This window comes from Photorhabdus asymbiotica, from assembly GCF_003634575.1.
In the GTDB taxonomy this organism is placed as follows: Bacteria; Pseudomonadota; Gammaproteobacteria; order Enterobacterales; family Enterobacteriaceae; genus Photorhabdus; species Photorhabdus asymbiotica.
Map to the genome: position 1 here is coordinate 842,570 of NZ_RBLJ01000004.1, position 26,035 is coordinate 868,604.

7 protein-coding genes are annotated in these 26,035 nt (G+C 47.1%); all 7 read right to left on the bottom strand.

The features are described 5' to 3' along the window. The 7 genes from BDD30_RS19560 to BDD30_RS19590 are packed head-to-tail and all read right to left on the bottom strand — an operon-like array spanning position 1 to position 25,764. On the bottom strand, positions 1 to 1,095 hold the full coding sequence (locus BDD30_RS19560; RefSeq protein ID WP_015834440.1) for a Gfo/Idh/MocA family oxidoreductase: 1,095 nt from the start codon (positions 1,093 to 1,095) through the stop codon (positions 1 to 3). Then, positions 1,092 to 12,845, bottom strand: a complete 11,754-nt coding sequence (locus BDD30_RS19565; protein WP_015834439.1) for a hybrid non-ribosomal peptide synthetase/type I polyketide synthase — start codon at positions 12,843 to 12,845, stop codon at positions 1,092 to 1,094. The genes BDD30_RS19560 and BDD30_RS19565 overlap by 4 nt, the downstream gene beginning before the upstream one ends. Continuing rightward, positions 12,842 to 18,937, bottom strand: coding sequence for a non-ribosomal peptide synthetase (locus tag BDD30_RS19570; protein ID WP_015834438.1), 6,096 nt, complete (start codon positions 18,935 to 18,937; stop codon positions 12,842 to 12,844). The genes BDD30_RS19565 and BDD30_RS19570 overlap by 4 nt, the downstream gene beginning before the upstream one ends. Before the next feature lie 52 nt (positions 18,938 to 18,989). Further along, positions 18,990 to 20,741 (bottom strand): ABC transporter ATP-binding protein, encoded by a 1,752-nt coding sequence (locus BDD30_RS19575; RefSeq protein WP_015834437.1) that lies wholly within the window; start codon positions 20,739 to 20,741, stop codon positions 18,990 to 18,992. Next, positions 20,728 to 22,527, bottom strand: a complete 1,800-nt coding sequence (locus BDD30_RS19580; protein WP_015834436.1) for an ABC transporter ATP-binding protein — start codon at positions 22,525 to 22,527, stop codon at positions 20,728 to 20,730. The genes BDD30_RS19575 and BDD30_RS19580 overlap by 14 nt, the downstream gene beginning before the upstream one ends. Further along, positions 22,517 to 23,764, bottom strand: a complete 1,248-nt coding sequence (locus BDD30_RS19585) for an MFS transporter (RefSeq protein WP_015834435.1) — start codon at positions 23,762 to 23,764, stop codon at positions 22,517 to 22,519. The genes BDD30_RS19580 and BDD30_RS19585 overlap by 11 nt, the downstream gene beginning before the upstream one ends. After that, entirely contained in the window at positions 23,761 to 25,764 is a 2,004-nt protein-coding gene (locus tag BDD30_RS19590; protein WP_015834434.1) for a TonB-dependent receptor, read from the bottom strand. The genes BDD30_RS19585 and BDD30_RS19590 overlap by 4 nt, the downstream gene beginning before the upstream one ends. Positions 25,765 to 26,035: the final 271 nt, after the last annotated feature.

Sequence of the window (26,035 nt, forward strand, 5' to 3'; positions counted from 1 at the left end):
CTATTTTTCCTTAGTTAGCATCAATTGAGCTGGATCAATCCAGACTGGAGGCGATAAATCCTGGGTAACAGGCTCTCCCATAATGCGTAAAATTTGTTGCCATAAGTCTGCCAGCCGTAGTTGGTAGTCGTAGGCAAAAGCAGTAGGGCGGAGAGCGCCAGTTAATACAGAACTTAAGGTATTGAGTAGAAATGCCACACCTTCAGCACCATCACATTCAAATGCTGTCATCCAGTTTTTGGTTGCCGGACAAAGAATTTGTGATGTTGTCTGGTGCAAATAAGCCCCATCTGGCTGACTGGCGTTTAGGTAAAGGCTTTGCTCATTATTTAGATGATTTGGTGCATGAAGAACCGGTGTCCAGATAACCGGCCCATAACTGGCTTCCTGCGTAAGATAACCGGCAGGCCAAATCAGCGTCATTTTATGCATAACCAGGTTATGCATGTCTGGATCTCTGGGGTCCAGATAAGATTGAACGTTTAACGTTATCGTTGTATCCGCAAAGCTGAGTTCAAAGCAATGAAATGCATTGCTCCGTTGACCGACATAAACTATCTCCATGTGTTCCGGGCAATGACATGCCTGTAATAACAGGTCAAGTGCGGAAAATAGTAACTGACGGCTGGTTGTCAGGTAGCCACTTACCGGACGTTGCTGTGATAATTGGTTGATTTGTTGTGCCGCATGTAACCAGCTTCTACCAGCATGGCATTGGCTGTAAAAGCTATTTACCCAAAACATAGCATCATGTTTGTTAGCTGTTGATTGGTGTCTTTTGATGGCTTCTGCATCAAGCGGGTGTTCCTGAATGACAGAAATACCCCGCGCCAATAATGCCTGAGTTAATTGGTCGCCTTTGCCACCAATAATCTCTGCACGGATGACCACACAGGCAATATCGATGTCGTCTGGCAGTTCATCCAATGAGTGAAATAGTGGCACGTTGAAATCACGAGCAAGTTGTTGCGAACGCGTACTTCCTTGCGCCAGAATCCCAGCCAGTTCCAGACCTGGCCGAGGTTGTAGAAACGCATTAAGGTACAGTTCGCCAAATTTTGAACCGACAATCAGAACCCGCCGTGGCTTTATCATATGTTCTCCTTAACAGGCTCAATAGTTGGGACTGAATTCAGGATGTCTTTCAGACAACTAACCAGAGAGCCGACATGTTTGTGTTGGAATAGACTGTAATGATCACCATCAAGTGGTGTCACATTAACTGGCCCGAAAGTCTGCCAGCCAAGATCCCTTGAAGTGATTGTGGTTGGATCAAGGTAATCCATAAAATCAGGCAATGCTTGTACTGCCCGGATAAGACAGAAAGGCTGCGAAGTCCGCGGTGGACAGTAATCAAGCAATGCACTCAGATTGTGGCGCCATACCGAGTAAAGTGCAGTCAGCGAGCTGTCAATCTGTGCCGATTGTGGTAAGGCTTCGTGCAGCGCCTGAAGGAATGTCTCAGTATTAGCCGCGATAACACGGTTATCCAGCACCAAACCGGGGAATTGTCCCTGTAAATCGAGCAGGAAATGACGATGACAGAATGCATCATCCAGAGTCAGATCAGTGCGCACGTTTGGCGCAAAACTATCAATCAGGATGCAATGAGAAACGCTTTCACCCGCCGCGCGTAACTGATGTGCCATTTCATAGGCCACGAGTCCACCGAAAGACCAGCCGGCCAGTGTATAAGGTCCTTTAGGCTGGAAGCTACGGATTTGATTGATATAGTCAGCAGCCAGCGCAGCAACGGAAGGCTTATCGGTATTTAAGCTATCTGGCGCAAATGCCAATCCAATCATACGTTGGGTGCTGAAATTAGCTGCCAAATGGCGATACCCCAGTAGATGTCCACCAATAGGATGTACGATAAATAAGGCTGGTTGCTCAACATTTCCTTTGTTCAGTATCACACTCTGGCAAGCGTTTTCCGGTTGATGTTCAATAAATTCAGCCAATGAATGTACGGTATCGTAAGTTTGTAACAGGCTGAGTGGATATTGACGATTGAACGTCTGGTTGATTTTCACCATTAGCCTCACTGCCGCAAGAGAATCTCCGCCAAGAGTAAAGAAACTCTCGTGCACGTTGATACCTTGTTGCTCTAATACCGATTCCCAAAGGCTTAATACCGCTTGTCCTGTCGCGTTGAGGGTCACCGCCGATGGCGTTGAGTTAACTTCTTGCGCTGTTTCAATCAGAGTAACCAGTGTACGTCTGTCGATTTTACCGTTGTCTGATACAGGTATCGTATCAAGCGTGATAAATCGCTGTGGACACATCCAAACCGGCAAGGTTTGCTGCAACCAGTGAGGCAGTACCGGTAAAAGTTCTGTAGATACGGGGGCGTTGTCAGTTAAACGTAAGCCCGCGACGAGTTGCAATGCGCCGGTTGATGTGGTGTGTGCAAACACTAATGCTTGTTGTATCTCAGGGTGCTCACATAAACGGTGCTCAATTTCGCCCAGCTCAATTCGATAACCACGAATTTTAATCTGGTGATCATTGCGTCCCAGAAATTCGATATTACCGTCTGGCCGCCAGCGTCCTAAGTCACCGGTGCGGTAAAGTCGCTCACCGGTTTGAGGATGAGTGATAAATGCGTGTTCAGTTTTTTCTGAATCGGCCCAATAACCCAGCGCCAGCCCTTGTCCGCCAATATAAAGCTCACCGGTTACCCAGACCGGACAAGGTGAAAGTGCTGAATTAAGTACATAGAAGGTCTGATTAGCCAAAGGCTTACCATAGGGAATGCTACGCCAGTTGGGATCAATGTGTGCGATAGGATAGGCGATAGACCATATTGATGCTTCGGTAGCACCTCCCAAACTGAGAAGATTTAGCTCAGGGTGGAGAGCATATAATTTTGCTGGCAAATGGGTTGGTATCCAGTCACCACTCATCAATATCCAGCGCAGACTATCCAGAGAATGTGGGTAGCTTCGGGCATATTCTTCAAGCAGTTGTACAAATGCCGGAACAGAGTTCCAAACTGTGACCGATTCTTGCTGTAACCATGTCAATAATTTGTCAGGTTGACGGCTGTCACCAGGAGAAGGAATAACCAATTTTGCCCCACAGCTCAAAGTACCGAATAGATCATAAACTGAGAGGTCAAATGTTAATTCTGATATTGCCAGTACGCTATCGTGTTCATTGAGTGCAATGCGTTGGTTAATATCAAGGATGGTGTTGACCGCGCCCTGATGATCTATCATCACGCCTTTTGGTTTTCCGGTAGAGCCGGAGGTGAAGATGACATAAGCTAAATCCTCAGGGCGTGCGGATAAACTCTGCACACCGGGATTGACAGGTAAGCGGTTAAGTAATGTTTCATCCAGAGAGATGACTTGCACATTGTCAGGCCAGCTCATCTGTTGAGCAAATTTAGGTTGAGTCAGTACGGTATCGACTTCTCCTGAGGCTAATAGCTGATGGATGCGCTGTTGCGGATAACTAGCATCAATAGGCAGATAAGCCCGTCCTGCTAATAAAATCGCAATAACCGCGACAACTTGTTCCCAGCCTTTTTCCATTACTACACCAATCAGAGATGAAGTCTGATTTTCCTGCGCTTGCAGATGAGCCGCCAGTGTCAGGCTTTGTGACCACAAAGTGCGATAGTCTAACTGACGAGAGGTATCGACAACAGCAGTGTGTTGTGGATAACGATTTACTGCCTGTTCAAGTAATGAGCAAAGTGTATGAGGCGGAAAAACGTTTTTCGTCGCATTACTGTTCTGACATAAAGTGCGATCACTGGCCGGGAGCCAGTCAGGAAGTGGGGCGTTCCATGGGTAATCTGGTTCGAGCAGTGCAACGATACTGGCTTGATAATGGGCAAACATGTTTTCTGCAACTTGTGGTTGGAACAGTTGCGGCAAAATTGCCCATTGTAGGGTGACACCACCGTCTGCGCTGGAAATTAGCATACAGTCAAGATAAACATGGGGTGTTTGCGCACCAAAAAGATTCAGCATTCCTAACCCTGATGGCCCTTTGCCCGCCGTACCGGTGGTATCGTTGAATACGATTGGCATTCCAGCATTCAGGTTGTGGCGATGCTGATTTTTCTCTCTGAGTACCAATTGCCCGTCAAACAGCGCATGTTGCAGATCGGCTAACCACTGTCTTTGTATCCGGCTTACTGCATCACCGAAGCCTGTAATATTGCGTAAATCCACTTCTAATAATGATGTGGTAGACAGATTGCCGACTAATGTATCGCAATGCTGTGGCATTAACAGGCGGTTGCCATGCAGGACATTAATAGTGAAATGTTCGCTGTTACTCCATACTGACAGAATATGGGCAAATAATGTGAGCATAACTTGTGAAGGTGATACCCGGTGTTCTGCCGCACGTTGTTGCAAACGTTGCCACTGTTGTGGACTGATATATCCTGTTAGGCACTGTTGATCGAGTTGTTGTGACTGATGATCTTTCAGTGGTAACACTGGTGCATCAGGAAGTGAAGGTAAGCGATCAAGCCAGTATTGCCGGCTTTGTTGCCAGGCTTCTCCGGTTTTCTCATTCTCCAGTGCTTGAATATAGTCACCGATAGTCGCCACTGGCGGCTCTGGCTGCCAGTTAGGCTCCTGATACCAATGGTGTAAATCACGCAAGATTAACGTTAGACTTTTACCATCAGCTACCAGCAGGTCGATGGTCAAATGCAATAGGTGTGTCCGATCATCAGTATGGTAGAGCGTTAAGTCAAACAGCGGCCAGTTGTCGCTGGGAACCCCTTGAGTACGCAGTGTGTCACGGGCATCATCCAACTGGGTCTCGCGCTCATTTGGCATCATGTTACGGCAATCAATGACCGTCGGTGTATAGCAGGGAATGTCCGGCAGAATATGATATTGCCCATCTTTCACATAACCGCGTAATTGCCCATGATGGTTTATCACACGGTTCCAGGCGGTGGTGAAACGAGGTAGATCAAGTCCGTTGATAGCCAGTTCAGCGTAGAAGTGGGCGATACCGTTACCAAATTGGAACAGTTGACTTTCTCCTAACCAATAAGCGTATTGCAATGCGGTGAGTGGCAGAGTCTGTTCTGATGCGGGTTCTTTAGCCTGATCGGGTGTAGCACGCGGAGCTGAATTTGTCTCAACTACCCGCAGGGTACGGCAAAATTCATTCAATTTAGGATGTTCGAATAGCTGTTGCAGATTAGCCTGTTCGTACCCTTGGCGGCGTAGTTGCACCACCATTCTGGTCGCAATTAAGCTATCACCACCACTTTGGAAAAAGTCACTTTGGCGTTTTATTGGCTGAGGAAGCAGTGAACTCCAGAGCGCAATCACTTGCTGTTCAATATCATGGAGTTGTTCATCTTCTGTTTCCGGTTGCCCAGTTTCCGTGGTTAACGTTTGTACCATGCTCTCTTTCGTTGTCACTGGCAGCGGCAATTGTTCTTGCTGTTGAATATGCAATGAGTAAGGCAAGGTAGAAAATTGTGCTGCTATTTCACGGACATTAAGCCGCGCTTGCTGTTCAGTCCGCGCCAGAATCAGTTGTTGATGCAGTTCAGGTCCGTCTTGTCCCGGCCATTCCAATGAAACCCGATAACCAGACTTCTCCAGACATTGACGCCAGTCAGCAAGTTCCAGCAATGCACTGTCACCGCGATCGTCGGTCCAGGCGTTAATACCTTCAATAAATCCAACACTGGCGAGTTGCATAGCACTTTCACGCTTGGTTGATTCAATGATCAGCAACCATCCGCCGGGTTTCAGTAACCGAGACAGACGTTGCAGGGTATTTTTCAGGTGGACTGCATCATGTAATACGTTAACCGCCATAATCAGGTCATAACCCGATTCAGGATGCTGACTAAAATCAATACGTTGGTTAATGTCGAACAGGGCAAATTTTACAGTTTCGCCATAGTGATTGAGTAACTGGCGTGCATCATCCAGAAATAGCGGTGAAACATCAGTAAAGTGGTAATTTTCAATGACTTGTGCATTGTGCGCCAGTACTTTCGCTGAGGTTGCCCCAGTTCCTGCACCGACTTCCAGTACTGTGAAATGTTCGGATGTTTGGCTCAATTGGCGGACAATTTCAGCGGCAGTTTGGTTCAGGCAACGTAACGCCGGGTTCTCACTGTAGAGGCTGGCTGTGGTTTGTTTATCGGCAAACAGCAATTCCAATGCATTGCCTTTTCCGGCAAGCAGGGTGTCATGTTGTCCGATACAAGTTGCTACATAACGACTGATAGTTTGGCACCATACTGCATCATCCAGTTTTGTTGTAGGAGCAGGAATATGACTAAGCGGTTGCAAACAACGGTATCCGTCAGCGGTTTTTTCAATAAATCCTTGCTTGTTTAATAACGTCAGCCATTGGGTAAGCAGGCGTTGATACTGTGGCGCCAGTTGTAAACGTTGTTCAATCTCTTCACGAGAGTGGCTTTGTTGTGGAGAAGTGAATAGGTTATGGCGTAGTAAAGTCTGGCCCAGACCCAATAATGCTTGTTGTTCAATGTGTTGCCAGGAACGTTCAAACGCTTGTTGCTCTGTTAACGCAGGCAACGGTAACACATCGGTGTTGATAACCCGTGGTTCTGGCAGTGATAATGACAAATTATCTTCTGCAACCAGCCATAAATTATAACCTTGTGTTTCGTCCTGACGTGGCTGAATTTCTGCCAACCGTATTTCAGGCTTAGCACGTAGATTTTGTTCAGCCTGACGCAATTCAGGATGTTGTGGCCAGAAGTCATAACGCAGGTGACCAGAAGGTGGTGTGCGAAGATCATAATGCTCTATGCGTTCAGGCTGGCGGCAAATTTGCACTAATAGCGCATTGTAAGCAGCAAACAGCGCTTCAATGACACCTGGCTCTAACACATCATCCATGCAATACCAGTTAAATAGCAGATCACCATCGACTTCCATAACTTGATGATCCAGCCAGACTTGTGGCGTTTGGCTCAGAACAAACACCGGGTCACCGAGTAATTGCGTGATAGATTGTTTGATGGCGACACCTTCTTGTGCCATCCCCAACATACTAGTGAAAACCACTGGTGTTAGTGGTTGTCTGCTTTGAGCTTCGCCATTTTGTTGGCGACCGAGTTCCCGCAATACTTCAACACCATTGACATGATTGTGGCTCAGCCGTTGCCAGAGCAAGGCTTGGGTTTTTTCCATGCTGACACGTAGGGAGGTTGTCTTGCGTAAATCGAAATCCATCAACATGACTGAGGTAAAATCACCAATCAGATCTTGCACCTCTGGATGGAAAGGCTGTCGGTTAAAGAAGGTCAGGTTGAGGGTAAACAACGGATGACGGCTGTACCATTCAAGAGTATGAGCAAATAGTGTCAGCAGGCCAGCAGAAGGCGTCACGCCCCATTTTTTCCAGCTTTGTTTAAGTCTCTGCCAGTCAGATTCAACCAATCGACCTTCATAAGTCGTAAATTGTGGCTGACCACGCTGAGGCAGTTGTGGGTTCAACGGTAATCTTGGCGCAGGGGGCAGTGAAAGTAATTGTTCCTGCCAGTATGCCCATGACGCCCGCCACTCTTTACTTTCACGTTGCGCTTGTTCTGCCATCACATAGTCGCGGAAAGTAAATGCTTGTGGAGCTAGTGGTTGCTGGCGATAAGCAAGTTGTAGATCATCCATCATGATCCGGAAACTCTGTACGTCAAACTGCAACAGGTCCAGGTTCATATGTAAGCGACAACGTTCATTTGGTAGCAACGAAATAGAGACTTCAAACAGTGGCCACTGTTCCGCAGGTGGTACGTGATAGGAAAGGGTATGACGACGCTGAGCCAAAGCTTGTTCGCAGGCTGTATCGTCTAGCGTTCGCAAGTCATCCTGTGATAAAGCATACCAAGGCGTTTCAGGCAGAATTCTTTGTTGTCCATCTTCATCCACTACCATGCGTAACATGCCATGACGCTGAATTAAAGCATTCCATGCCTTCTCGAAACGCGGGATATCAAAACTATCCAGTGCCAGATCCCATTCAAATAAGACATGGCAAGCTACACCACCAAAATCAATGGCCTGAGTACGACCAATCCAGTAAGCATGTTGAATTGGCGTCAGAGGGAATGGTGCATGACGCTGGGAATTGTCAATCATGATTTCAGGTTGAACAGAGACGATTGGCTGTTCAGGCAATGCGTCGCCAATTAGTGCATTGAGTCCCGCCAGCGTCATGTTCTGATAAGCCAATCCAGCGGTTAATCTAAAGCCAAATTGCTGGTGGATGACTGCATTCAGCTCCAGGAACAACAGGGAATCCAAACCGAATTGCAATAAATCCTGTTGCGGTGCTAAATGTTCAGGCTGTTCTAATCGCAATAATGTTGCGACACGTTGGCGCAACCAATTGAGCCGTTCTTCTTTATCCTGATACAACGTATTATCGGCAGAGTGCGAAAGGGTAGGCGTTGTCGTTGTAATACCAGCCTGTAAACGGCGCAAAATATCGGGATGATGTTCATCTAATCGCATTGCCAGATAGCAAGGAGATGCAGTACGCAGAGATTGATTAAAATGCCAGATACCTTCATTTATGCTGAATGGTAACATGCCATCTTGCGCCAGTTTTTCTACTAATCGCCGGTCGCGGGCCATACCAATACCACCCCAAACGCCCCAAACTAACGTTTTCACTATCAATTGATTTGGTGCTGTCAGTGCTAAAGATTCCAAACAAGCATTGGCGATTGCATAAGCACCTTGTCCCTGAGCGCCTAACATTGATGCAGCAGAAGCGTGAAGCAGTAGATATTGGGCGTTATGTTGCACAAGCGCCGTTTGCAACGTTGATGCACTTTGGGCTTTTACAGATAACATCTGTGACAGTCGTGGGGGCTCAAGTTCTGCCAGCCGGGTATGATCAGCCACACCTGCGGCATGAATCACACCAGCAATACGATCTTCTTGTGCCAGCGTTTGTATTGCTTTTAATAGGGCTGACGTATCAGTGACATCAACGTTAATCCAACGTATTTCACATTCAGTACTCAGTGACAACTCTTGTACAAAAGCAGCCCAGTCCGCATTTTGGCGGCGGGCAAACACGGCAATCTTACGCGCGCCTTGTGCCAGTAACCAACGGATGGAAATCTGACCGATACCGCCCATACCACCGGTAACAATGTGCCAACCCTCACGAGGAATCGACATCGGCTGTTGCGATAATGGTAATGGTTGACGTTGTAAAACCGGTACAGAGATTTGATTCCCACGGACTTTCAGCCAGCGCTGGTGTTCATGATTGTGTTTATTCAAATAGCCAAGTGCCAATGACAAAGAGTCTGCATCGTTGATATCAGCAATATCAATCGCCTGAATATGACGATGGGGATATTCTTCAACTGCGACACGCAGCAATGCCCAAACAGCATATTGAGCCGGATTGATATCTTCTTTTGATAAGGTGGTTTCCGGCTGAGCGCAGCAGGTTATAACGGTTAACGGTGCTGTTTCGTCACATTTTAATGCGCTAATAACCTGATCACATAATTTAACAACATCATGGCCTTCAAGCAGTAATAACGTATTTCCGCTTTCAGGCTGTAAATTAATCCCCGCCTGACGCCAATGATGAATCATCTCATCATTGGCAGTTGAAGAACGGAGGGTATACGCCGTTGAAGATCTTGGTTTATCCGCGGTATTGATTGTACGCCAATGCAGGACATAGTGAGTCTCAGGGCATGGCTGTGGCACCGGAAGCCATGATTTGGTCATAGCGTGTTTTGTCATAGATCGTGCTGCTACAGTTTGGCGCGGAAGATCGGCACGATCACTTAACAGCGCGAATAAGCGTTCGCCAGCATAGATCAAGGCAGGGAAAGCAGCGAGTAAACGGGCTTCCAGTGACCGGCGTTTGGCATAGGGTAAGGCGCTATCAGGGCGATACATTTTACTTGCCGTTGGCCCGGAAGCTTCCCGGTAATAACCTTGCTGGACACAGTAAGTCAATAACTGTTCCAGCAGAGGGTGCCAGCAAGGTTGTAGGCGACCTGCTCGAATAGTGTCGATGGCACTAAAACCTTGTTCAGCATCTCGCCCATGACATTGATAAACCAATGCATCGGTATACAGCGCTCGTAGGATAGTGGCATCAGAGTTTTGCTCAATGGCAGGGTCGAGCAGGAAATTGACATCAAGCCCGGTATTGACATTGGCTGAGTGCGGCACAGACTTAGCCGCAGGGAAGCTGTAATGCTGCTCATCAAATGGATAGAGTGGAGCATGGCATTTTACTCCGGTGATCGGGAAAAGGTGCTGCCAATCGAGATGTACACCGGCACAGTAAAGTTGCATGAGGGCCGTTTGCTGAGCGGTTTCTGGGGAGCTTTGACGCTGTGCACCAGCAATCCAAGTTTCTTGTGGCAGACGGAAACGTCGCCCAATCCCGGTTAACTGTGCATCAGCCCCAAACTCAACGAATAATGCAACACCTTGCTGGCGGGCAAATTCAACTGCCTGATAATAGCGTACAGTTTGACGCATATGATTACGCCAGTAGTCTGGTGAGCCTAGTTGCTCAGAAGTTGCAATATTCGCGGTCAGGGTAGAAATCAGCGGAATTTCTCCCAATGTAGGCTGTAAGCCGTTACAGCGCTGGGAAAATGTATCCAGAACTGAATCAAGCATGGCTGAATGTGCTGCACAGGCAACGTTAAGACGCTGGCAGTGAATCTGCTGTTGCTCCAGACGTTGTGCCAGAATATCAATTTCTGCCTCTGTACCAGCCCAAACCCAGTGTTGCGGGCCATTGCAAACCGCCAGATCCAATGCCAGTGAATGGGTAAAGGGAAGAATATCTTCTTCGTTGGCGAAGATTGCCAGCATCGCTCCCCCCTGGGAGCATTTTTGCATCAGTTTGCCCCGTACCGCGACTAACGGCATCACTTGTTCAGGCGTGAAAATCCCGGCAACCACGGCTGCGGCAAATTCTCCGACGGAGTGCCCCAGTACGTAATCAGGCTTTAATCCAAGTGCTTGCCAATGTGCTGCCAATGCAATTTGATGTGCCACAATGGCGGGTTGTGCGTATTCGGTGGTGGCTAATGCCGCATCATGCTCTCCGAACATCACGGCTTTTAATGGCAATGCCAATTCGGATGTACAGGCAGCACAGCAACGATCCAACATAGCGGCGAAAACCGGAGAGCTGGCATACATGGCTTCTCCCATACCAGGCCATTGACAACCCTGCCCGCTGAATTGCCAAAGCTGCTTGCTTTCGCTATTAACTTGCCCGCTGAAAATATTTGGTGTTGGGCTATTGTTTGCAAAGGGGGTATTTGCAAAGGCAGATAAGCTCTCGGCACTTTGTGGTGTCAAGGTCAGTGCTAAACGCCAAGGGAGTGAAAGGTCGCGTCCTTGCAAAGCGGTCCAGGCCAGATCTGCATGATGCTCTGGTGCATCATGGAGTGCCGTCGCGTAACGTTGTGCTAATTGTCGCAATGAGGATTCAGAAGCAGCAGAGAGTAGTAACGGCGAAGCTTGTGGATTATGGGCACGGCGACGATGTAATTCTTCTGGCAATGATTGCACCACAATATGACAGTTAGTACCGCCAATACCGAATGAAGAGACGCCTGCGGTACGCAATTTTTGCGTCCAGCGCTGTCCTTGTGTTGCTAGTTTGAACGGACTTTGTTCCAGCCGTAATGCCGGATTAGGTTGCTCCACATTGATAGTTGGCGGAATGTAACCATGCCAGACAGACAAAACCGCTTTAATCAAGCTGGCAATACCTGCGGCAGTATCAAGATGGCCTATGTTGCTTTTCACTGAGCCAAGGTAGCAGGGTGGTACTGCCACACTACGCTCAGCGAATATGTTGCGTAACGCGTCAACTTCGATGGGATCGCCAAGTGGTGTTCCTGTACCGTGCGCTTCAATCATGCCGACATCATCAATACTGACATCTGCCAGTTGTAATGCTTCGGTAATAACGCTGAGCTGACCATTAACCGAAGGTGCAGTGAAGCCGACTTTTTCGTTGCCATCGTTATTAATTGCACTGCCACGCAATACCGCCATGATGGGATCGCCATCGCGTAAAGCATCACTCAGACGTTTCAGCGTGACAACACCAACACCATTGCCGCCGTAGGTGCCATTTGCCTGACTATCAAAGGGGCGACAATGTCCATCAGGCGAGAAGATCATCCCGGGTTGATACAAATAACCGCTTTCTTGTGGGAAAGAAACTGCCACACCACCAGCCAGTGCCATGTCACACTCACCGGCGCGTAGGTTCTCACAAGCCATATGCACGGCAACCAGTGAACTTGAGCACGCGGTTTGTACCGTGAGTGCAGGACCTTTCAGGTTTAATTTATAGGCCGTACGCGTCGCAAGATAATCTTTGTCGTTACTGATTAGCGCCTGAAGTCCTTTAACTTTGCCGACATCGGTCATCGTGAATTGTGACCATGAAGGCCAGGTGCTAACCCGGCTACTACCGAAAACGCCTGTTTTCAGGTGTACATTACGCGGTGCATAACCCGCATGTTCAAGAGCGTGCCAGGCGGTTTGCAGGAATAGGCGCTGTTGAGGATCGAGCATCTCTGCTTCCTGACGTGAATAGCCAAACAGGGTAGCGTCAAATTGTTCCGCATTCTCCAGTATCGCTGCCTGACTGACAAAGTTTTCACTATCAATGACTTCAGGAGGAATACCTGCATCTAATAATGTTTGACGGGAGAGTGTGGCAGTACACTCAACCCCATGTTGCAGGTTATGCCAGAACGCATTGCTATCTGATGCCTGCGGAAAGCGGCAGGCAAGGCCAATCACTGCGATGGGATCACAATTATCGTAGTGAGGCGTTAAATCTGTCATTGTGCAGCTCCTTTATGACGTTTTTCCCGTTGTTGCAGACGCTTTTGTTGTTGGCGCTGACGAGGGGTAATCGACTGGCGATTTCCGTCGTGGGCATCCTTTCGGCAGCGCAAGCTGAGCGTCTCTGGTGTTGGATAAGCGAATAAATCAGTAACGGCAAGATGATGGAAACCCGCATGTTGTAATTTGCTATGCAGTTGAATTAACTGTAGCGAGTTGGCTCCTGCCTCAAAAAAGTTTTGTTGTGCATTAATAGGATGATTTGTTACCGATAAAAACAGGCGTTGAATTTCATTGCATATTTGTGGATCGAGTCCTTCCGAACGTGGTGATGACGCAATAACAACAGCGGCGTTATCTCCAACTATGGTGCATTGCTGGCGTGGCATCAGTTGTTCCAATGCTGAATGCCAGCTTTCTGGTTGTGCAGCAAGGGTACGCAAGAGTGCCATATAGCTATTGAACATGTTTTGTAACTGATGCGGTTCAAATAACTCTTCGACAGCATCCCAGTTTAGGCAAAGCTCATTGTCAGATTCGTAAACCTGATGATCCAACCAGATTTGTGGCGTTTGTGAGATACCCCAAACCGGTTTCATCCATGATGAACGTGAAAGGAATCGTCCTTCATGTGTTCCCAATGCACTGGTGAAAACGACTGGCATAATAGCTGCATCGGGACCACGGCTCTGTGCCAGTTCACGCATCACTCTGATAGCTGAAATATGGCGGTGATCCAGATCCTGCCATAATTGTTGTTGCAGTCGTCGGGCGCTTAATAACCAATTTTTCTCTGGATGCCAGGCCAGTAATGACAGTGAAGTGAAATCACCCAGAATGTGATTAATGTCCTCATGCCAATGCGGACGATCGAAAAGGGTAAGATTAAGGGTTAACTCCGGTCTGGCGCTGAATGCGGACAAAACAGCCGCATAAGCCGCAATTAAGAGCGCCGAAGGGGTTATCTGATGGGAGGCAGCATGTTGCTTTAACTGATTCCATTCATGTGCAGATAACCGATCGCTGTAGCGCACAAAACGCGGAGATTGAACATCTTCCGGTGCAATACGTAATGGTAATTGCGGGGCCAGTGGTAATGTTTTCACTTGCTCCTGCCAATATTGCAGTGAGTTCTGATGTGCCGGCGTTTGTTGCTGGCGTAACACACAATCCCGGAATGTGACTTTCAGTGGCGGCAATTCGTACTGTTCGTTGAGATATAGCTGTTCTAATTCAGCCAGCAATATCTGCATGCTCAACCCGTCCAATAGCAAATTATCCAGGCTGACAAATAATCGGGAGACAAGGCTGTTGTCTTGAGCAAGTTGGAAATCGAACACCGGCCAGTGACTGGCGTCTAATACCTGATGTGACAGACGTTCGCGTAGTGTGTCTGCCTGCGTAATATCCGTGAATTGGTGTTGTTTAACGGAGAACATCGGGACATCTTTCAATACCTGCTGCTGTCCATTAATCACAATAGTTCTAAGCACAGGATGGCGCTGGATCAGGCGATTTAATACCCGGTTCAGTCGTTGAACATCTAACTGTTCTAGCCGGTATTCGATAAAGAAATGAGCACCAACACCACTGAGGGCAAAACCGGGATGGCGTCCAACCAAATAAGCTTGCTGAACTTCGGTTAATGGGAAAGGCTGATATTCATCTTGCTCTTTTGGTATTGAATAGGTTTCTGATGCAGTTTCAGACAGAGGCGCCAGTGTAGCAGCAAACTCTGCCAATTGCGGGTTACGGAAAAGATGTCCAAGTTCGCCTTTGAAGCCTTGTTGTGTCAATTCACCAATCAGACGTGTAGCCAGAAGACTATCACCGCCAAGTTGGAAAAAGTCACTATGACGGCCTAATTGCTCTGTATTTAGCAGGCGTTGCCAGAGGTTGGCAACGGTTTGTTCTACCGGATTCAACGAGGTCATTTCATTCTGGTGTGACACGTCTGTTTTTGTCGTGGATTGCAGGGCTTGTGACAGCACCTTCCGATCAATTTTGCCGTTAGGTGTCAGAGGCAGACGCGGAATAACATGTAAACGCTGTGGGATCATATATCCCGGCAAATGTTGCGCCAATACGGATTTAATTTTTTCCCGATCAGGAAGGGTGACGTTGTCACTTGCCTGCATCAACAACACACTAAGATTACCGATGGTAATGGGTGTTTCCGCCTGTAGTGGTAAAAGAGGCAACCACTGTGACGCAGAACGTAGCTGAATACCGTGAGGTGATAACAACTCAGTCGTAATCAGGGAGAGAGATGAGGCTTGTTGCAACTCCATTGCCAACACCAGCGCACCGGGTTGTGCCAGAGGCATTAACGCTTTGATGCAATTTGCAGGATCTCCCTCGCGGTGTAAGACATTGTTTAGCAGGATGATATCGGCCTGATGCTGTAGCGACTCTGGAATTTGTTCAAGCCAATGATGTACTGATGCGTGGGCATAACCGCTTAACCGTGTTTGCGCCTGATTGATCAGGGCTTGGGAACGTTCAAACCCGAGGTAAGACAGATGTTGGTCAGTGATATGTTCTGCTAGCCACTGAGCACAGAGGCCGCTACGGGCGTCAAACTCCATCAACGTAATAGGGCGTTGTAACCGTTGGGAAAGGGCAATGATTACCTGTTTTAGTCCTGCTAACCATTGCTGGGTTTCTGGTAGTACGAAGAGCTGCTGTTCTGGCGCGAATTGCGGATCATCAAGTAATGTAACTGCGGCCTGTTGCCCGGTAAGAATGCTACGTAGCATAGAGTGCCAGCGTTCTGGGATGCATCCTGCTTCATTATTGAATGTCGTGGCTGGCGATACGGCCTGATAGACATGATGTGTAGATTCAGCTAATAGCTTGCATTGACAAAGGTATGCCAGCATACGGCCAAACCAGTCATGATATTCCGGTTGAGGCTGATAGTGTTTCAGACAATCGGTGAGCGATTGAGGTGCAGTAAACGTCATACCGTGACGAGACAAATGTTCTAACAGAAATATGGCAACCTGAGGGTCATGGCTGTTATCGGTTATTGCCTGAGCGGTGGGAAACAGATCACGGTAGCTTATGGGTAATTGTGGTGCACGATTGACGCGTTGGCATAAAGTATCGCCTTCCAATTCAAGGAATGCCACCAGCGATTTCTCTTTTTCGCCACTGGCTAAGGCAACCCCTTTACTGATTCCGGTTACCTGATTCAGGGCAGCATCAATCTCTCCTAACTCAATTCGGTATCCACCGATTTTTACCTGGCTATCGCGACGTCCCATAAACTCAAGCCAGCCTGCGGGATGGTAACAGCCTAGATCACCAGTACGGTACCAGCGTTCTCCTTGATCGACGACGAATTGGGCAGAAGTGCGCTCTTCATCATTAAAATAGCCTAATGCTACACCGGCACCACCAATCCAAAGTTCACCGACAACCCAGTCAGGGCAATCACGACCATCTTCACCAACGACACGGTAACGCTGGTTAGCCAAAGGATAACCATAAGGAATAGAGCGCCACTGTGCGTCAACTTGTTTGACGATATATTCATTTGACCAGATAGCAGCCTCCGTTGCGCCGCCCATAGCACTTAATACACCATCAGGATTGAATGCACGGTAACGCTCAGGCAGTGATAAGCCGATCCAGTCCCCAGATAGCATCACGGTACGAAGCGCTTTCGGCGCATCTACTTCCATTCCTTCACAATAGGTCAGCAACATATCAAACAGCGCCGGTACGCTGTTCCACAATGTAACGTTATGTTGCGCGATCAGCATTTCCCAAGTTGATGGGTCGCGGCGTTGGGCTTCGTTAATTAATACCAGTGCACCTCCAGCACTGAGAATGCCAAAAATGTCATAAACAGAGAGGTCGAAATGCAGGGCTGAGAGTGCCAGTAACCGGTCATGACTTTGAACCTGATGACGGCGATTGATGTCCAGACAGGTATTGAGTGCGCTTTGGTGGCTGATAACCACACCTTTTGGCATCCCCGTTGAACCAGAGGTATAGATAATATACGCCGGATCAGTAACCGCGCGTTTGGACATGTTTGCTAAAGGAGGTAATTGAGCATCCTGATGCCAGGAAATGCAATGTATATCTTGTGACCAGTCATCATTCTGTTGTTCAGGATCAATGATAACGACATTGATCCCGGCACTTTCACAGATAGTACGTCGTCGGTTTAATGGTTGATCAACGGGAACTGGAACGTAGACACCGCCGGCGTAAAGTATGGCTAATACGGCGACAATTTGTCCGATACCTTTTTCCATGCTAATAGCAACCCGGTCTCCCGGCATCACTGGCATTTTTTGCAGTACGGCAGCTAACTGGCGGGCGGCCAGACTTAATTCGCCATAACTCATTTTTTTATGATGAGTCACCAAAGCCACAGCATTTGGTGTACGTTCTGCTTGTATGAACACGCCCTCATGCAGCAGAGCATTTGGTAGGGGTTCAACCGTGTTATTGATTTGGCGTCGCAGATGATACTGCGACTCAGGCATCAGATCCGGTAGCTTTTCGTTCCACTGCGCGGCGTTTTCCGTCAGGTTCTCAATCAGCCCCTGATAGGCCGTGAATAAGGTATCCATTAAGCCGTCAGGGAAGAGTTCATCATTACTATCCCACTGAATATTCAGCGAGTTTTCATGTTCAAAGGAAACGAAATCCAGCCATACCTGAGGGGTTTGTGATATTCCCCAACTTGGTTTTCCCAGTACATCACGGGTATTTTCACCATATAAAGGTCGACCTAAATTGCTGGTAAATACAATTGGCGCGCCGTGTGGGTGGCTACCTCGTTTCTTGAGTTCACGTAAAACTTCTACACCAGACCAGTGACGATGTTCGTAAGCTTCGGCAAAGGTAGCTTGCGCATCCTGAGCCAGTTGGCAGAACGGTAAATTATCACCAGGAATGTCTAACAGCAGAATGTTGGTAAAATCGGCTAGCATGTTGTCAACCGCGGTATGTAGTGGCGCTCTGTCAAATAGCGTCAGGTTGAACAACAAGCGCGTTGCATTATTCCAGCGACATAATAAAGCGGCAAATGCGGTCGCGAGTGCCATAGTTGGCGTAACACCATTTTGCTGCGCGAGTTGTTTAAATCGTTCCCAATGTTCAGGCGCTAAACGGAAACATCTGCGCTGAATATGAACATTTTTTATTAGGGAAGGGTCCCGAGCCAAAGGCAGCTGAGGGGCAAGCGGCAAAGTGTCTAACCGGTTGCGCCAAAACACCTCTGCTTCTTGCCGAGCCTGTTTAAATTGGGCCTGATACTGTGTTAGATAACTGCAAAAATCATAGTCGGAACAAATAGCGGGCAGGTTGCGTTTGGCAATTAATGCTGCCAGTTCGGTGAAAAATAGACTGAAACTGGCGGCATCCATGATCAGTAGATCAATATTGGCATGCAGCCGGTGTTGATTATCACCAAACAGGCTAAGCTGAATATCGAAAGTTTCCCCTTCTTCAACCTGTAATACTCGGTGGCTCAGTTGTTCACGTAGGTTGTTCAACGCTTGTTGTTGCTCATTAGTTGTCAGATTGCGCAGGTCATGAACAGTTAATTTTTTCAAGTCAACACGGGTCATACCTTGCTGGCGACCATCTGACAAAAACCGCACGCGCAACATCGGATGCCGCTGAATCAGCACATGAATCGCAGCTTCCAGTTGTTCAGGTTCCAGACCCACGCCATCGAACTCTTGATACAAATGGCAACCAACTCCCCCCAACGTTTGTTCTGGTGAACGTCCAACAAAGTAAGCATGTTGTACTGCCGTCAATGGGAATGGGCGCGCATCTACAATCAGTGGTTGTGGCGTTGTATCTTTGGGCGCGGTGTGAGCGACAGGTGCATGACGTTGTAGAAGCTGGCTCCAGGCGTGCAATGTTGGCTTTTGGTAAAGTTCGCGCAGAGTGACGCGATGTCCCTGACGTCTAAACTGGTTTAACAATGCCATGATTTGCATTGAATCCAGTCCATTGCGAATTAAATCATCGTTATCGTCCACCAAAATATTTTTTTGATTAAACAGGTCAGATATGAGCTGACGCAGCGAATCTGGGGAGTGAAGGTCCGTGTGCATGAAGAAATCCTATAAAAATGGCGATTACGTAATAAGTCGGATACCAGGTGGGTTACACCTTATGCGGGTGTAAATGCCAATGCTCTTCTGAGCCAAGGTGATTTTTCCAAAGGGATTGGTAAAGCGGACACCGCTGTAGTAGTTCATCATGGGTACCGCTATCACAAAGGGTTCCATGATCCATCACTAATATTTGATCAGCGCGAGTTATCGTGCTTAGCCGATGAGCGATGACAAAGACGGTTTTATTCTGGGTAAGAGAATCAAATGCTTCTTGTATCAACTGTTCATTCTCAGGGTCCAATGAAGCTGTTGCTTCGTCCAGAAATAAAACAGGAGACTGTTTTAGAATAGCGCGAGCAATAGCAAGCCGTTGGCGTTCACCACCAGACAGCGTACCGCCATCTACCCCCAAAGGTGTATTGTACCCTTGCGGTAAGGCCATAATTGTATCGTGAATATTGGCAAGGCGGGCGGCCTGTTCCAGTTGCAACTGAGTGGCGTTGGGATCACCCAAACGGAGATTATTAGCGACGGTATCCTGAAAGAGTGCGGTTTCCTGAAACACCATGGTGACGGTGTCATACAGTGCCTGAGTCTGGTAATGATGGATATGATTCCCGCCCAAACGGATTTCACCTTTATCCAGTTGATAGAAAGAGAGCAATAAATAGGCCAGCGTGGATTTGCCACTGCCGCTGGGTCCCACAATGGCGGTCATGCTGCCTTGTGGTGCATAAAACGAAACGGTTTGGATGGCGGGTTGACAAGTACCTGGGTAGCTAAATGAGATGTTATTAACTTCAACATCATATTTGGTTGGCGCTGCTAATGGTCCAGAGACTTGTGTAGTAACGGCTTCTATCTCTGCAATGTGTGTTTCGCCTACTTGCGTCAATGCAGTGATATTGAGCAGAGGAATGATCCCGCGTAAAGGGGTAATAGTGGCAAACAGCAGCAGAATAGTGATAAGCATTTCCGAAAGGGTTAATGCTTCTGGTGAATTGAAGCGTAGGGCGCCCGCCAGAATGCCAACGACCACGCTGGTATCAATAATGATGTAAAACAGGCTCAACAGCGGAATACTTCTGAATACCCCGTGGCGGAATGCGACACGTAATTGGTCGATTTTGCGGTTAAAACGTTGTTCTACCGTCGTGGTCGCTGCCGCAGCACGAATAAAGGACATACCTTGGGCGTACTCTACAATTGCTTCAGATGCATCAGCCATCATAACGGCGCGCAGGCGCAATATTTCATTCAGTTTTTTGCGGATGGCCCCTAAGATGAGCATTCCAACCATCAGTACCAGTAATGCGCTACCGGCAACGACCCAATCGAACCAGAATAAAGCCAGATAGATGAGAGTCAGCATCATAACCTGACAGGCGATTTGTGGTGTGGTATAGGCTGACTGATTTTCCTGCCATTGCACATCTTCAGATAACGTTAGCGCTATTTTTCCGGCACTTAATCCCCGAATCGTGGCTACCGACATACTGACCAAGCGTTGTAATAAAGAACGACGGATTTCGATACCTAACCCATAAGCGGCAATGGTGAGTTTACGCAATGCGCGGGTCATAAAAGCGAACCGGAGCAACAGTAAAATAACTAATAATGCCAGAATGATAAGCGGCAGCCTGTTGTTGCCACTTTCCTCCAGATGAGCGAAAGCCCAAGCAGCAATAGCAAGTTGAGCAATAATTGCCACGGTATCAAGCTGCTTATATAACAATCCACTGAACCAAACCCGTTGCAGTTTTGGTGACAGATGTTGCTGGAGACGATTAAATAGCCCCATGATAATTTGCTCCTGTCCCGGTATTTTCTCTCCGCCAGGCAGACCACTGGCTGGCGTATGCGCCTTGCTGTGCGACTAGTTCATCATGAGTTCCTTGTTCAATGATTTGTCCTTTATCCAGGACCAGTATTTGATCAAAATGACGGATAGTCGGCAGGCGATGGGCAATAACAATCACTGTCTTGTTGCGACATAAGGCATTGAGTGCTTGTTGCATCTCTTTTTCACATTCTGGATCGGCATAGGCGGTGGCTTCATCCAATACCAGAATGGGGGCGTTTTTCAGGATGGCTGCGGCAACGGCGATACGCTGTTTTTCTCCTACAGACAAGCTGATACCGTGGTTAAGCACAGTGTTGTAGCCTTGTGGTAATTGTTGGATAAATTGATGTGCTTGTGCTGCGACAGCCGCTGTTTCAACTTCAGCTTGTGAAGCATCAGGACGGGCAAGCCGTATGTTATTGGCTATTGTATCGTTGAACAGAAATACCCGTTGGAAAACAAAAGAGATGTTATTACGCAGAGTGGGTTCATCCATATTGCGGATATCAACCCCACCAACCGTAATTTGGCCTTGTTGAGGGTCCCAAAGACGAGCAATCAGGTTTGCTACCGTGGATTTACCCGAACCACTGGCACCTACTAAAGCTAATGAATTTCCGGCAGGTATGGAAAACGAAATGTTATTTAACGCGTTATCCTGTTCATCTTGATAAGAAAAACTGACATTATGCAAAGTAACACTATGATCGGCAGGTGTTTGACTCTGAGTACACGGCACCAGTTCAGGCTGATTCATTAACCAGCGATAGCGTGTGATCAACGCCTCTTGTTGTTGCAAACGTGTCATCACAGCGAACATGGATGAAGCAATATTGCCGAATGCCATCGCCGCCAGAATAAAGAAAGTAAATTCAAATAAAGATATTTCTTGTCGGTTGAATAGCCAAACTGCTAAAGGGAGGACAAATAACAGATTAGCGCTGGATAACACGAAAAACCGGCTGGATTTAACCTGCACTTTCTCAACCCAAACATCGATAATACGTGTTAGAGCGGTAAATGCCCCTTCAGCGCGCTGGAGGGCAACATTACCACCTGAATAAGTTTTTACTACGGGAATTGCGTTAATAACTTCACCCATTGTCGAAGCAATACGATTTTGGGCTGCATAAAAGCGCTGAGTAGTGGTTTGTACTTTTATCTGAATATAGATGAATAATAAACAGGCACCCAAAGTTGGCGCAAATGCCGCTAATGCTAACCGCCAGTCAATGGCTAGCATGACACTCAGTGCGATGAGTGGACCAAACAAAGTTGCTGACATCTCTGGAATGATATGGGCAATACCATCCTCAAGTTGTTCGACGTCATCTAACATCATCTTCTTTATTTCGGTGCTGTCGGTCCGTGTGAAGAAGCCTAAAGGAACGGACTTCAACTTACTGCTGATGTTACGACGGACATCGGCTTGAACGTCGGCGGCGATCAAATGAGAAACAAACGTTGAACCACTGAAAGTCAACATAGCGGCAAAAGTGAAGCTCAATAACATGACACCGTAATTTAATAGCGTGTCATATTGTCCATCATAAATAGATTGGGTAATCAGCCCGGCGACGGCTGCCGGTAGTATTTGCAGACCAGCGGAAACAATGGCAAGTGCAATAGCAACGTAACTCAGAGTGCGGTATGGGCGCATCATGTTCCACAGCTCTTTAATGACACCGGCATCGGCGGCACGTTGTTCTGGTGAGTTCTGGATAGAAGAGTCATTACTGAGCATTCACGTTCTCCTTTTGGAAATCGCGGAACTTGTGAAATGTCCAGAACAGGCCAGTGAGGGTGAAAAATGATGCAAGAGCGAAAAGGGAAGCATAGCTTACTTTAGTGACAATCATTCCACCTAACACGGAACAGATGATCGCAATGCTCATATCTGCGGACTGCATCAACGCAAAATCCACACCAGACTGTGTGCCTGCCGCCAAAGACATCATTTGGGTATACAAGGCAACAAATTTAGCCGCGGTGATTAACGTGATGAAGACATATGCCGTTGAAAGTAGGGATAGCGGGGCTTCTGGTTGTTGGGCAAGCCAGAAAATACCCACTAATACCATGCATTCAAACAGCATCAGGCCTAACAATGTTTGAATGGAACCTAATTTACGTACAATGATACCGCCAAGTAAGACACCGGATAACCCAGCTAATGCACCACCACTGGCGGCAATGATGCCAAGTTGGGTTAAATCTACTCCGCGATCTATCAAGAACGGAGAGAGCATGCCGAGTGAAAGGCGCGTACCAATCATACAGAGCAATATTAAAATTAGAGCCTGTTTAACTGGGGCACGACGCAATGCACTCTTTAATGAAGGTGTTACCGCAGTCTTTGAAATATTCGATGCTTTCTTTTCCGGTGTTTCCTTGATAAATAAAACAGGCAGTGACATCACTAGAATCAATATGGCTAACACACCAGCACCAATATGCCAGCCATACAGTGAGGTAAGATATAAAAACAGACCGCTGCCTATAATAGACCCCAGATAACTGCCTCCAACCTGCATGACATTGCTCCAGGGGCGATGCTGTGGGGATAACCGGTCAATAGCATGGCCGTCTGTAGTGGTGTCTACTACGGTCAGACAAAGGGTGATCAGAAACAGACCCGTGATAATCAGCGGCATATGCTCAGCAGGTTCTGCTAATGACATTGAACAAAAAAGCAGTGTAATTAACACATTACCGCAGAGCATGATGCGGCGAGAGTTGGTATCTCCCGAACCGGATTTACGATAGCGTTCTACAATGGGAGCCCAAAGGAATTTGAATGCCCAAGGTAACATCAACAGATAAAGTAGCCCTATCTTGTCCGGGGTAACACCGTGGCTGCGCAGAAATGCTGGCATGCTTTGTAACGTTAACATACCGATGGTACTTTGGATGGTGTAAACACCAGCCAAAGCCAAAAGTAGCAACGAGACATGACGGGGGTGTGAGATATTGTGCATCATAGTGCAACGCTCACATCCAACCCAACATTCAAGCCTTTACTCATCATGCTGAGCGTGTTTCCTTGTTGGAAACTCGAAAGACGGTACTTTTTGTTGCCTAAATTTTCGCCATAAAATTTAACATTGATACCATGTGCCATTTCTAAACTTAATGAAGCGTCGTAGAGCGTATATCCCCCTTGTTCAAGGGTATTTGCTTCATTAAAGTAGCTTTTTGAATAGTAGCGTGCACCGGCATTTAAATAGAGGTTACCCGGTAACAATGTTTGATCAATAAGATAGTCGAAACTTGCATTGAGCATGACATCTGGCGCATAAGGCAGACGTTTGCCATTATAACTTATGCCATTTGTTGTATCGGTTGCATCAGTGAAATTCGATTTACCTACACTGCCGCCAAGAGAAAATTTAAGTCCTTGCATTGGCTTGATCTGACTACTTAGCTCAATACCTTTACTTTCCGCTTTCCCGGCGTTGCGAATAGATTGCATACCAATGGGACCAACATAGATTTGCTTGTCTTTTGAACGAATATAATAAACAGCGCTATCTAACGTCATTGCATTATTAAAGAACGACGTATGCCAGCCGAGTTCGTAATTGTCGGAGGTTTCGGTATCGTAAGGCTTTCTATCATTGGCGGAGGACACAATGTTATTGAATCCGCCGGGCTTATAACCTTTAGTTGCAGAAACATAGAAACGGGTATCGGGTGTAAATTGCCAGCCCAGAGCCGCCTTAGGTGTGAATTCGTTGCTGGAGACTTGGTTATCAAAAGCATCAACTGCCATCATGCCAGAGCGGCCCGCATAGTCTATCTGCGATTTTTCATGTGACAAACGACCGCCAAGGGTCAGATCCCATTGAGCAGCAATCGGTAATTTAACTTCACCAAACAGTGCCAGTGATTTTCCTTTTATTGTGTTAAAGGCATCACCATAGTAACCAGGATAGCCACTGGTGTGATGTTTATTATTTTCATCTGAAAACCAGCCGCCGAGAACGCTGCTAATCCCATTTGAGAAATTGGAATTTAAACGCAGTTCTTGAGTTGTGGCGTGATGTTTCTCTTTCCATTTACCCCCGATAAAATCACGGAAAATATCGCGATCTTGATAGGAAGTCACGCTTGTTAATGTACTGCTACCAAAATCGTATTCAGCTTTGAGTGTATAACTGTTGACCCTTCTTGTCAGATCAGGGATAGGGCCTTCATATTTCTTCTGTCGAAATTGTTCGTCGGTTAAATAAAGCTCCTCATGTGAATCGAGATCTTCATGAGCAAAGCTAAGTTCAGCGCTAAAAGGGGAATCTTCTGGCGCAAATGTCAGTTGCCCTTTACCGAGCCAGGTTTTACTGGAGTCAACATTTTTATCACCACGACTTGGTATATCGATTTGTCCAGATTCGTTTACCCAGCGCAGGCTGGTACTGCCGTAAAGAACGTCCTCGATAAGGGGCATTGATCCGCTGAAGGAACCGCCCTGTTTCAACTTAGAGTAGTTGCCAGAAAGATTAAGCCAAGGGCCTTCTTTTGGCGAACGGGTGATAATATTGATAACGCCGGCTTGGGCGTTTCCACCATATAAGGTGCCTTGAGGACCGCGTAATAATTCTACGCGCTCTACATTGATTAATTCTTGTGTTAGGAACTGATGATCTTGAGGAACACCATCAACATAGATTCGAATGGAAGGCGAATAGAAATCGGGTGAACTGATACCCCGAATTGTGGTTGCTGAATAGGTCCGGTTACCACGTGAACGGATTTGTAAACCTGGGAAAGCACGCTCAAGATCTTGCACTTGGGTAATACCTGCTTGCTCAAGTTCTTCGCCTGTTTTAACCAAAACGCTGCCGTCAACTTTATTTAACGCTTCTTCCCGTTTGTTAGCCGTCACAACCAAAGTATCTTCTGTGGCTTCAGGCGAATGTTCTGCCCAAACCATAGGAGAAATTAGGCAACATAAGACAGAAGCCTTAGCATATTTTTTTTTCATATGAATACTCTCTATGCCTTTTCAAATCATGTTTTACAAAAATTAAGTGTGGTAAAACAAAAAACATATAGAGAAGGCTAGCGGGAGTAACAAAAGAGAGCTAACGGGATAGGGACAAAAGTAGCGCGATACGTACTATTGATAATGATTATCATTAATGATAAATTGCGTGATATTCACATTCCGTATATATATAAAATAAAAATATAATGTCTTTAATATGCACAATATACTGTTTTAGTGTGGAAAGCGCTTTTGAAATGGTGTCTGA